Below are 11,181 nucleotides of genomic sequence, written 5' to 3'. Positions count from 1 at the left end.
TAGACGTCGATGCCCGGGCCGGCGCTCTCGGTATATTCGCCCTTGAGCACATGGGGGATGCCGCAGGCGAACTCGATCACCTCCAGGCCCCGCTGGATGTCGCCCTTGGAGTCGGCGATGACCTTGCCGTGCTCGGACGACAGGATCTCGGCCAGCGAATTCATGTCGCGCTCGAGCAGGCGCTTGAACTCGAACATCACCCGCGCCCGGCGCTGGGGATTGGTCGCGGCCCAGCGGATCTGGGCCTGCAGGGCCGAGGCGACCGCCTTGTCCAGCTCCGCGCCCGTCGCCAGCTGCACTCGCGCCTGCACCTCGCCGGTGTTGGGATTGAAGACGTCGCCGTAACGGCCCGAGCTGCCGGCGAAGCTTGCGCCGGCGATGAAATGGTCAATGGCCCGCACTGGGTCCTCATCATAATTGTTCAGAGCGACCAGGCGCGAAGGCGCAACGAGGCCGAGCCAATTATGCAAAGGCCGGCGGCAAGTTCACAGGGCGTCCGGGCGCTCATCGCAGGTGCGATAGTTACCCCCGCGCCCTTGCGCCATCGCGGGGGCGGATGTCGTGATCAGGCTCAAGAAACGGCGTCGCCAGGCAAGCGCCGCACGGTCGTTGGGAGGCGGGATCGAAGCGAGCCGGAGGCTCGCTCCGGTCCTTCGCAAAGCGAGTGAAGAGCGATGTACCGGCGGATCGTCCTGGCGTTCGACAGCACCGTGGCCGGGCGCTCGACCCTGCGCGAGGGGGCCCTGCTGGCCAAGCGCTGCGGGGCCGAGGTGTTCCTGCTGTCGGTGGTGGCCGAAAGCTCGGGCGTGGCCTTGGTCGAGGGCTTCCAGGCCGGCGTCACCGACATGCACCTGGAGACCCACCGGCAGATCCTGAAGGACGGCTTGGCCAAGCTGGAAGAACTGGGCTTCAAGGCCGTCGGGCGGCTGGTGCAGGGCGATCCCGCCCAGCAGATCGGCGAGTTCGCCCGCGAGGTGAAGGCCGACCTGGTGGTGGTGGGCCACCGCAAGCGCAGCTTCATCGAGCGCTGGTGGACGGGCGGCGGCTACATCGTCGACGGCGTGGCGTGCAGCCTGCTGGTGGCGCGCACCGACATCAGCGACGAGGCGTTCGAGGCCGAGCTGGCCCGGCTGGCCTGACCCCCGAAAGACATCGGGCGGTGAGCGGTTCTCGCCGTCCAGCAAGGAGTGACCGATGACCGATCTCGTGGCCGCCGACTGCGGCGTTCGCCAGCTGCACGCCCGCTTCGTCGACGCCGTCTGGCGCCAGGACGACAAGCTTTTTTCCGAATGCTTCGCCAAGGACGGCGTCTGGAAGATCGCCGGCATGGCCATGCGCGGCCGCGAGGCGGTCGCCGAGGGCTGCCGCAACCTGCTGGGCCGCTGCGAGCGCATCCAGCTGGTCTCGGGCCAGCCGATCCTGGAGGTGGTGGGCGAGGGCGAGGCGATCGGCCGCCTGCAGATGACCGAGTTCGCCAAGAAGAAGGACGGCAGCACCGCCATCACTTTCGGCGTCTATTACGATCGCTATGTCGAGGAGGACGGCGCCTGGCGGTTCGCCTGGCGTCACTGGAGCATGGCCTATCACGGTCCGACCGACCTGAGCGGGACCTTCATCGAGCCGGTCGACTACGGCGCCTTCCCCGGCATGCCGGGGCCGGACGATCCCACCTACGTTCGAAAGGCTTAGGCGCAAGGCCTAGGCGAGATCGGCGGGGCGCATTGATGTCCGTCAAACCGCCGATTCATCGCACCCACGAAGTCTTGCCGGGCCTATGGCGCGGCGGCGGTCGGGCGGGCAAACGTGCTGCAAATGGACAGCCCTGTTGATTACGGGCCGCGACAATGACGTTCGGGAGTGAACCATGACCTGCCAGCCGACGCGGACGCCCCCGGCCAGCGAAATCGACATTCCGGCGATGCGCGAGAAGTACCGCTACGAGCGCGACAAGCGCGTCCGTAGCGAGGGCCAGGAGCAGTACGTGCGGCCCACCGGCGGCGAGGTGGTCGAAGACTACGTCACCGATCCGCACACGCCGGTCGCCCCGCGCGCGCCGATTTCCGAAGAGCTGGACGTCGTGATCCTGGGCGCGGGCTGGTCGGGGATCATGGCCGCCTATCACCTGCAACAGGCGGGCGTGACCAGCTTCCGCAACATCGACAGCGCCGGCGACTTCGGCGGCGTCTGGTACTGGAACCGCTATCCCGGCATCCAGTGCGACAACGAGAGCTACATCTACCTGCCGCTCCTGGAAGAGACCGGCTTCATGCCGTCCAAGAAGTTCACGGACGGCCAGGAGATCCAGGGCTACGCCCGGCTGATCGCCGAGAAGTTCGACTTCGCCGACAAGGCGCTGTTCCACACACAGAGCAACGGCCTGCGCTGGGACGCCGGTATCGGTCGCTGGCGCGTGTCGACCAACCGCGGCGACGAGCTGCTGGCCCGGTTCGTGATCATCGCCAGCGGCGTCTTGAACATGCCCAAGCTGCCGGGCGTGCCGGGCATCGAGACCTTCAAGGGCAAGATGTTCCACACCGCCCGCTGGGACTACGACTACACCGGCGGCGCCTATCAGAACCCGGTGCTGGACAAGCTGGCCGACAAGCGCGTGGCGATCATCGGCACGGGGGCCACCGCCATCCAGGCCGTGCCGCACCTGGGCAAGTACGCCAAGCAGCTCTACGTCGTGCAGCGCACCCCCTCCAGCGTCGACGAGCGGCCCAATCCGCCGACCAATCCCGAGTGGGTCCAGTCGCTGCAACCGGGCTGGCAGAACGCGCGGCAGGCCAACTTCCACCGCGCCGCCATGGAGGCCTTCGCCCCGGGCGAGGAAGACCTGATCTGCGACATCTGGACCGAGATCGCCCGCAATTTCGCCGCCGAGATGGAAGCCGAGGGCTGGCCGCAGCTGTCGCTGGAGGACTATCTGGCCAAGCGCGAGATGGTCGACTACCGCGTGATGGAGCGCCTGCGCCGCCGGGTCGAGGACCTGGTCGAGGACCCCGCGACGGCCGAGGCCCTGAAGCCCTACTACCGCTTCCTCTGCAAGCGTCCGCTGTCCAGCGACGAGTACTACCCCACCTTCAACCGCCCCAATGTTGAACTGGTCGACGTGTCGCTGACCAAGGGCGTGGAGCGGATGACCGAGAAGGGCTTCGTGGCCAACGGCAAGGAGTACGAGGTCGACTGCATCATCTTCGCCAGCGGCTTCGAGGTGACCAGCGACCTGGACCGCCGCTGGGGCATCGACACCATCGAGGGCCGTGACGGCCTGTCGATCTACAAGCACTGGGCGGACGGTCCCAAGACCTTCCACGGGGTGATGACCCACGGTTTCCCCAACCAGTTCTACATGGGCTACATCCAGGGCGGGCTGAACGCCTCGGTCACCGAGCAGAACGGCAAGCAGGGCCTGCACATCGCCCACATCGTCAGCGAAGCCCTGAAGCGCGGTACGCCCGTGGTCGAGCCCACTCAGCAGGCCCAGGACGACTACGTCACCCACTTCGAGTCGATGGAGATCGACACCACGGCCTTCACCGCCGAGTGCACGCCCAGCTACTTCAACAACGAAGGCGAGACCAAGGCCAAGTGGCGGCTGTTCCGCGCTTACGGCCCGGGCTGGGACGCGTTCCAGAAGTTGCTGGCCGACTGGCGCGCCGAAGGCGACATGCCGGGGCTGGAACTAAAAAACTGACGGGGTATGATTTTTAAACACGGGGCGGAACGCGAAAGAGGAACGTCATGAACAAGATGGTCAACATCAGCGTCGACGACCTGGAAGAACCGCTGACCTATCCGACCGAGGCGTTCCTCTCCCGCGAATACGCGGCGGAGGAGGCCGACCGGCTGTGGGCCAAGGTCTGGCAGGTGGCCGGCCGGGTCGAGGAGATCCCGGAAGTCGGGAACTTCATCACCTACGAGATCGGCGACGAGTCCATCCTGGTGGTCCGTGACGCCCCGGACTCGATCAAGGCCTATCACAACGTCTGCCCGCACCGGGGCCGGCGGCTGGTCGACATCCCCGAGGGCGAGAACCGCGCCTGCGGCAAGAAGAAGAACTTCGTCTGCGGCTTCCACGGCTGGACCTTCGACCTGAAGGGCAAGAACACCTACGTCCTGGATCCGCAGGACTGGAAGGGCGCGCTGAACGCGGAGCGCACCTCGCTGAGCGAGATCAAGGCCGACACCTGGGGCGGCTGGGTCTTCATCAACATGGATCCGGAAGCCGTGCCGCTGCGCGAATATCTGGAGCCGGCGGCGGGCATCCTGGACCCGTTTCAGTTCGAGAAGATGCGTTACAAGTGGCGCCAGTGGGTGATCTACGACTGCAACTGGAAGACCGCCCTGGAAGCGTTCATGGAGCCGTACCACGTGGCCGGCACCCATCCGCAGCTCCTCGAATACGGCGAGTACTACGCCTATAGCGCCGCCTACGGCCTGCATGGCGTCAGCGGCTTCGATGAGCGCGACGCGTCCAAGAAGACCAAGGAAAGCAGCAGCATCACCCGGGCCGGGAAGGGCGCCGACGCCCGCGTCTCGACTTACGAGCTGCAGAAGGAAATCTACGAGACCGTCAACAACGCCAGCACGACCATGACCCTGGTCAGCGCGGCCAAGCGCCTGGTCGATGAACTGCCCGAGGGCACGCCGCCGCAGCAAGTGATCAGCCACTGGCTGGCCTCGGCCAAGGCCGACGACGCCGCGCGCGGGGTCGAGTGGCCCACGATCACCCCGGAACAGATGGGGCAGGCGGGCCTGGCCTGGAACATCTTCCCCAACACCGCCATCCTGCAGGGGATCACGTTCGCCCTGTGCTACCGCACGCGGCCGTACGGCGACGATCCCAACAAGTGCATCTTCGAGTCCTACGCCATCGAGCGCTTCCCCGAAGGGCAGGAGCCCAAGACCGAGTGGGTCTATGCCGAGGCCACGGCCGAGAACTGGGGCGCGGTGCTGGCCCAGGACTTCTCCAACATGCAGTACGTGCAGAAGGGCATGAAGTCGCGCGGCTTCCGCGGCCCGCTGCCCAACCCGCACCAGGAGCGCAAGGTCACCAACTTCCACCGCAACCTGGCCCGCTACATGGGGCGCGGCACGCCCAGTCTGCTGGACCCGAAATAAGCCTCTGCGGCCCCTTCGGCGAGACGTGAAAACACCCGGTTCCCGCGAGGGAGCCGGGTGTTTTTGTCTGTGCGTGAGCTGCGGCGGCCGGTCCGATTTCACCCGAAATCAGCGGCCAAATCCCGCCGAAACGGCCCGCCGATAGCGTGGGGGCGATAGGTCTTTGGGCTTCATTGACGGCCCGTCTTTGGCCCCTCTATGCACCAAGCAAGTCATCATCGCAGCCGCTCGTCTGTCGTCAGAAGCGCCTGTCGCCACGCGGCCCGCAGAGCCAGAATAAAGGGGACTTTTCCATGGGCGTACCGGTCTACAAGCGCATCCTGGACCTGTTCGAGGCCGAGGGGATCAACACGCTGTTCGGTATCCCCGATCCGAACTTCGTCCACATGTTCCTGGAAGCCGAAGCGCGTGGCTGGACGGTCGTGGCCCCCCACCACGAAGCCGCCGCCGGCTTCATGGCCGAGGCCGCCTCGCGCATGACCGGCAAGCCGGCCCTGTGCATCGGGACCCTCGGTCCGGGCATCGCCAATGCCGCCCCGGCCATCCAGTGCGCCCTGGTCGAGAACTCGCCGGTGATCTTCCTCAGCGGCCAGCGCGCCCGGGTGACCGAGCAGCGCGTGCGTCGCGGCCGCATCCAGTTCGTCAAGCAGATGCCGCTGTTCGAGAACTCGGTGAAGTACGCCGCCTCGATCGAATATGCCGACCAGACCGACGAGATCATCCGCGAAGGCATCCGCCAGGCCATCGGCGGCACCCCGGGCCCGGTCTATATCGAATATCCCAGCCACATCATCACCGAAGAGCTGGACCTGCCCGAGCCGCTGCCGCCGTCGCGCTATCGCCTGGTCAACCAGGGCGCCGACATAGACCGCGTGGCCGAGGCCGTGAAGCTGATCCGCGCCGCCAAGAACCCGATCCTGCTGGTCGGCCACGCCGTCCACACCACCCGCATGGGCGCGGCGGTCAAGGAACTGGCCGAGCTGATGAACTGCCCGGTTATCCAGACCTCGGGCGGCACCTCCTACATTCCCGGCCTGGAAGACCGCACCTTCCAGTACGTCTTCTCCAACGCCTCCATCGAGGCCGTCACCGAGTCCGACCTGTGTCTCGCGCTCGGCACCGAGCTGGGCGAGCCGGTGCACTACGGCCGCTGGCGCTACTGGGTGAAGAACGAAGCCATCCGCAAGTGGATCTATGTCGAGCAGGACCCGACCGCCATCGGCGTGAACCGTCCCATCGACGTGCCGCTGGTCGGCGACCTGCGCGGCGTGGTGCCCCAGCTGGTGGCTGCGCTGAAGGACACCCCGCTGCCGCCGGCGCCGGGTCTGGCCAAGTTCATGAAGGACGGCCAGGCCGAGCTGGACCAGCTGGCCGAGGAAACCCTGACCAAGGCCGACGGCACGGGCGACGTGCCCATGCACACCTCGCGGTTCGTCGTGGAAGCCACCAAGGCCTTCCCGAAGGACGGCATCATGATCCGCGATGGCGGGGCCACGGTGATCTTCCAGTGGACCTACTCGATGGCCAAGCCGCACGACGTGATCTGGAACCAGAACTTCGGTCACATCGGCACGGGCCTGCCCTACGCCACCGGCGCGATGCTGGCCGACAAGGCCGCCACGGGTAAGAGCCGCCCGGGCATGCTGCTGACCAGCGACAGCTCGTTCCTGTTCCACATCGGCGAGCTGGAAACGGCCGTGCGCTGCAACCTGCCGCTGGTCTGCGTCGTCGGCGTGGACTTCCAGTGGGGCCTGGAAGTGGGCGTCTACAAGCGCACCTTCGGCCAGGGCACCGCCGAGACCGGCACGCACTGGAGCAAGGAAGTCCGCTTCGACAAGATCGGCGAGGGCTTCGGCTGCTACGGCGAGTACGTGACCAAGGCCGACGACATCGGCCCGGCCATCGAGCGCGCCTATGCCAGCGGCAAGGTGGCGGTCATCCACGTGGCCATCGACCCGAAGGCCAACTCCGAAGAGATGCCCAAATACGCCGAGTTCCGCACCTGGTACGCCGAAGGCACCCAGTAAGCTCGATCTAGAAAAGCGCCGGGCCCGAGAGGGTCCGGCGCAAGCGATTCAACAAGCCGAGACCTGAAACTCGGTGGTCCCAGGGAGAGATGTCATGCGCGAATATCTCAAGTTCTACATCGACGGCCAGTGGGTCGACCCGATCGAGCCCAAGACCGCCGACGTCGTCAATCCGGCCACCGAGGCGGTGTCGGGCAAGATCTCGCTGGGCGGGGTCGCCGATGTCGAGAAGGCCGTCGCGGCGGCCCGCAAGGCGTTCGCCAGCTGGTCGCAGACCAGCCGCGAAGAGCGCCTTGAGCTGCTGCTGGCCATCCAGGCCGAGTACCACAAGCGCATGGGCGAGCTGGGCGAGGCGGTCATCGAAGAGATGGGCGCGCCGTCGGCTCTGGGCAACGGCTTCCACGTCGGCCTCGGCGCCGGGCACCTGGCCGCGGCCATCGACTCCCTGAAGACCTTCGCGTTCGAGGAGCAGCGCGGCGCGACCCTGGTGGTCAAGGAACCGATCGGCGTCTGCGCCCTGATCACCCCGTGGAACTGGCCGATGAACCAGACCACGGTGAAGATCTTCCCAGCCCTGGCCACCGGCTGCACCATGATCCTCAAGCCGCCGCAGCTGGCGCCGTATTCGGCCCACATCCTGGCCGAGATCCTGCACACCGCCGGCGTTCCGGCGGGCGTGTTCAACATGGTCCAGGGCAGCGGCGCGGTGATCGGCACGGCCCTGTCGAGCCATCCGGAAGTCGACATGGTTTCGTTCACCGGCTCGGAAAGCGTCGGCGTCGAGATCGCCAAGAACGCGGCGCCCACCGTCAAACGCGTCTGCCAGGAACTGGGCGGCAAGAGCGCCCACATCGTGCTGGACGACGCCAATCTGGTCGCCAATGTCGCTGCCGCGACCTCGGGCATGATGGTCAATTCGGGCCAGACCTGCAGCGCCGGCTCGCGCCTGCTGGTGCCGGCCTCGCGCCTGGACGAGGCCGTCGCGGCCGCCAAGCAGGCCGCCGAAAGCGTCACCGTCGGCGATCCCAAGGGCGACTTCGCCATGGGGCCGGTGGTGTCCAAGGGCCAGTACAACGACATCCAGCGCTATATCGAGCTGGGGATCAGCGAGGGCGCCCAGCTGGTCGCCGGTGGTCCCGGCCGTCCCGAGGGCCTGGCCAAGGGCTTCTACGTGCGGCCCACCGTCTTCGTCACCACCAACGACACGACCATCGCCCGCGAGGAGATCTTCGGGCCGGTGCTGGTGATCATCGCCTACAAGGACATCGACGACGCCATCGCGATCGCCAACGACAGCCCGTTCGGCCTGGCCGGCTATGTGGTCGGCGCCGATGCGGCCCAGTGCAACGCCGTGGCGCGCCGCATGCGCACCGGCTGGGTCAGCATCAACGGCGGCTTCGACTTCCAGGCGCCGTTCGGCGGCTACAAGAAGAGCGGCAACGGGCGCGAGTGGGGCGAGTTCGGCTTCCACGAATATCTGGAAATCAAGAGCCTGCTCGGCTTCGCCCCGGCTCCGGCGGCGGAGTAGGGCGGCTCATCCGGGCTGGCGGGACCCTCGCCGCGCTGCGACGGGTCGTCTTTCGATAAGAGGCTGAGCATGTCGCTGCAAAACGGGCGCTACACGACCACGGTCCCTGCCACGGTCGCCGAGGGCTGGACGCTGGAGCGGGCCACCCCGCAGAGCCGCCTGTTCGGCGCCAACGGCGTGCGCACCGGCCCCGACGGCCGCATCTATGTGGCCCAGGTGTCGGGCAGCTCGATCAGCGCCATCGACGTCGACACCGGGGCGATGGAGCTCATCACCTCCAAGGGCGGCGACATCGTCGCGCCCGACGACCTGGTGTTCGACGACGAGGGCAACCTCTACGCCACCGAGATCACCGAGGGCCGCGTCAGCATGCTGTCGCCCAACGGCACCTCGAAGGTGATCTATGGCGACATCCCGGTGGCCAACCCCATCGCCTTCCACCAGGGCCGCCTGATCGCCGGCGAGTGCCGGGTGGGCGGCAGGATCATGGAGCTGGACCGCAACGGCGGCGCGCCGCGCCTGATCGCCACCGACGTGCCCATGCCCAACGCCATGGACGTGGGTCCCGACGGCAAGCTCTATTTCCCGGTGATGGGCACGAACGAGATCTGGCGCATCAGCCTGGACGGCGGCGCGCCCGAGGTGGTGGCCAAGGATCTGGGCGTGCCGGACTCGGTCAAGTTCGACGCCCAGGGCTTCATCGTCTCCACCCAGGTCCACAGCGGCCAGGTGCTGCGGATCGACCCGCGCACCGGCGACCGCACGGTGCTGGCCAATATCGCGCCGGGCCTCGACAACGTCACTTTCGTGGGCGAGCGGATCTTCGTCTCCAGCATCCCGGGCGATGTCTATGAGATCCTGGGCGGCGGCAAGCTGCGCCCGCTGGTTTCCGAGGGGCTCAACTGGCCTCTCGGCCTGGCGGTGCTCGAGGACGGCCAACTGTTCGTGGCCGACGGTCCCTTCTCCTACTTCGTGAAGCCGGGCCAGGGGCGACAGGTGGCCGGCATGCTCTTCTCGCCGGGCAGCCCAGGCTATGTGCGTGGCGTGGCGGCGTCCGGCCCCGGTGAAGTGGTGGTCACGACCGCCCTCGGCCACGTGGCCAAGTGGCGGCCGGCGGCGCAGGAAAGCGAGTTCCTGGGCGCGGGCTATGACCGTCTCTACGGCGTGGCCGTGACATCCGGCGGCGGCGTGGTCGTGGCCGAGGGCGGCGGCGGTCGGGTGATCGGCATCGAAGGTGGCAAGGCCGAGGTGCTGGCCTCCGGCCTGAACGAGCCGATGGGTGTGGCCATCGGGCCGGACGGGACGGTCTACGCCTCGGAAGCCGGCGCGGGCCGGGTGGTCAAGGTGGCCGGCGGCCGCGCCGAGACCGTGGTCGACGGTCTCAAGGAGCCGCAGGGCATCGTGGTTGTGGGCGGCAAGCTCTACATCGTCGACGCCCTGGCCAAGACGCTGGTGGAATACGACCTCGGCAGCGGTGCGCGCGGCGTCATCGCCTCGGGCCTGCCGGTCGGCGCTCCGGCCGGCGTGACGCCGAAGTTCCTGGGCCCCATCGGCGACATGTCGGGCCCCATGGGGCCGTTCGCAGGCATCGCCGTTGGGCCGGACGGGACGCTGTACGTTTCCGGCGACGCCGACGGCAGCGTGCTGATTGTGCGGGCGGTCTAACCGCCCGTCAGGTTCGCCGACAGGTCCCGCGCGCTCAAACGCAGCGCCTCGCCCAGCGCCGGGACGCCGCTGCGCTTGAGCGCGCCGGTCATGCCGATGGCGACCAGGGCGTGGCTGGGATTGCCCGCGCCCTTCCACACGGGCGCGGCCACCACGGTGACGCCGGAGATGTAGCTGCTCTCGTCGACGCCGAAACCCTGGGCCTTGGTCTCGGCCACCTGCTGCTTCCAGGTCTCGAAGGTCGGCGGCTCGTCCCACCGCAGGGTGTGGAAGCGGGCCTCGAGCTCGGATTCGGGATAGTCGGCGAAGGCGGCGATACAGCGGCCGGTGGCGCTGATCAGGGCCGGGAAGCGGCTGCCGACCTGGGTGGACAGCTGGATGGCCCCGCCCGAGCGCGATACCGCCACGGCGATGATGTGATCCAGCCCTACGATCTGCACCCCCAGCATGGTCACGCCGAAGTCGTTGGCGACCCGATCCAGCACCGGCTGGGCTAGGTCCGGGAACTGGTTTCGCCTCAGCCACTGGCGCGCCAGGGTCAGGACTCCCGCCTCCAGGGCATAGCGCTTGGTGTCGGCGTCGAAGGCCACAAGCTCCTCAACCACCAAGGCCCGCAGGACATAGAGGCACGTGCTGGGCACCAGGCCCAGCTCCCGCGCGATGGCTTGGAGACCCAGGGGCGCGTCGCTCTTGCCCAGCAATCGGAGCACGGCCGCGGCGCGCGAAATGGCCGGCGCCTTGCTCTCCTTGACGGTGGCGGCGAGGGCGCGATCGGGCGGGTTCTTGCGAGGTAACTTTGTCATTCAATATATAGAATAACATTCAGTATTTACAACA

Annotated in this window: 9 protein-coding genes; 7 read left to right on the top strand and 2 right to left on the bottom strand. The window is 67.4% G+C overall.

Annotated elements, in window-relative coordinates; translation table 11 throughout:
* A partial coding sequence (locus AC07OA_RS18705; protein ID WP_494665321.1) for an aldehyde dehydrogenase family protein occupies window positions 1–401 on the bottom strand: 401 nt, incomplete at its 3' end.
* Between the two features lie 273 nt (window positions 402–674).
* Here AC07OA_RS18705 and AC07OA_RS18700 point away from each other — a divergent pair.
* From AC07OA_RS18700 to AC07OA_RS18670, 7 genes are all read left to right on the top strand, one after another.
* A complete protein-coding gene (locus AC07OA_RS18700) occupies window positions 675–1,139 on the top strand; it encodes a universal stress protein (RefSeq protein WP_494665320.1) in 465 nt (154 codons plus the stop codon).
* Between the two features lie 55 nt (window positions 1,140–1,194).
* Window positions 1,195–1,689, top strand: coding sequence for a nuclear transport factor 2 family protein (locus AC07OA_RS18695; protein WP_494665319.1), 495 nt, complete (start codon window positions 1,195–1,197; stop codon window positions 1,687–1,689).
* A gap of 175 nt (window positions 1,690–1,864) precedes the next feature.
* Entirely contained in the window at window positions 1,865–3,697 is a 1,833-nt protein-coding gene (locus AC07OA_RS18690; RefSeq protein WP_494665318.1) for a flavin-containing monooxygenase, read from the top strand.
* A gap of 47 nt (window positions 3,698–3,744) precedes the next feature.
* The gene (locus AC07OA_RS18685) at window positions 3,745–5,124 is read left to right on the top strand and encodes an aromatic ring-hydroxylating oxygenase subunit alpha (RefSeq protein WP_494665317.1); all 1,380 of its coding nucleotides are present in this window, start codon (window positions 3,745–3,747) and stop codon (window positions 5,122–5,124) included.
* 293 nt (window positions 5,125–5,417) lie between these two features.
* Entirely contained in the window at window positions 5,418–7,151 is a 1,734-nt protein-coding gene (locus AC07OA_RS18680; protein ID WP_494665316.1) for a thiamine pyrophosphate-binding protein, read from the top strand.
* Window positions 7,152–7,245: 94 nt separating this feature from the next.
* Window positions 7,246–8,679 carry an aldehyde dehydrogenase family protein gene (locus AC07OA_RS18675; protein WP_494665315.1) on the top strand — a complete coding sequence of 478 codons (1,434 nt, stop codon included), beginning with the start codon at window positions 7,246–7,248 and terminating at the stop codon, window positions 8,677–8,679.
* Window positions 8,680–8,748: 69 nt separating this feature from the next.
* Entirely contained in the window at window positions 8,749–10,344 is a 1,596-nt protein-coding gene (locus AC07OA_RS18670; RefSeq protein ID WP_494665314.1) for an SMP-30/gluconolactonase/LRE family protein, read from the top strand.
* On the opposite strand, the gene AC07OA_RS18665 is transcribed toward AC07OA_RS18670, so the two are convergent.
* Window positions 10,341–11,147 carry an IclR family transcriptional regulator gene (locus AC07OA_RS18665; protein ID WP_494665313.1) on the bottom strand — a complete coding sequence of 269 codons (807 nt, stop codon included), beginning with the start codon at window positions 11,145–11,147 and terminating at the stop codon, window positions 10,341–10,343. The two genes, AC07OA_RS18670 and AC07OA_RS18665, sit on opposite strands and share 4 nt — an antisense overlap.
* Window positions 11,148–11,181: the final 34 nt, after the last annotated feature.

The sequence above is a fragment of the Caulobacter sp. GW821-FHT09B08 genome (assembly GCF_059418225.1).
The sequence above is the reverse complement of the archived record's forward strand: the minus strand, read 5'-3'. Positions and strand labels throughout refer to the sequence as shown.

What these genes read in the sequence shown, in the direction of transcription:
- AC07OA_RS18700 (WP_494665320.1), top strand. Translation starts at nt 675, where the DNA reads ATGTACCGGCGGATCGTCCTGGCGTTCGACAGCACCGTGGCCGGGCGC.
- AC07OA_RS18695 (WP_494665319.1), top strand. Translation starts at nt 1,195, where the DNA reads ATGACCGATCTCGTGGCCGCCGACTGCGGCGTTCGCCAGCTGCACGCC.
- AC07OA_RS18690 (WP_494665318.1), top strand. Translation starts at nt 1,865, where the DNA reads ATGACCTGCCAGCCGACGCGGACGCCCCCGGCCAGCGAAATCGACATT.
- AC07OA_RS18685 (WP_494665317.1), top strand. Translation starts at nt 3,745, where the DNA reads ATGAACAAGATGGTCAACATCAGCGTCGACGACCTGGAAGAACCGCTG.
- AC07OA_RS18680 (WP_494665316.1), top strand. Translation starts at nt 5,418, where the DNA reads ATGGGCGTACCGGTCTACAAGCGCATCCTGGACCTGTTCGAGGCCGAG.
- AC07OA_RS18675 (WP_494665315.1), top strand. Translation starts at nt 7,246, where the DNA reads ATGCGCGAATATCTCAAGTTCTACATCGACGGCCAGTGGGTCGACCCG.
- AC07OA_RS18670 (WP_494665314.1), top strand. Translation starts at nt 8,749, where the DNA reads ATGTCGCTGCAAAACGGGCGCTACACGACCACGGTCCCTGCCACGGTC.
- AC07OA_RS18665 (WP_494665313.1), bottom strand. Translation starts at nt 11,147, where the DNA reads ATGACAAAGTTACCTCGCAAGAACCCGCCCGATCGCGCCCTCGCCGCC.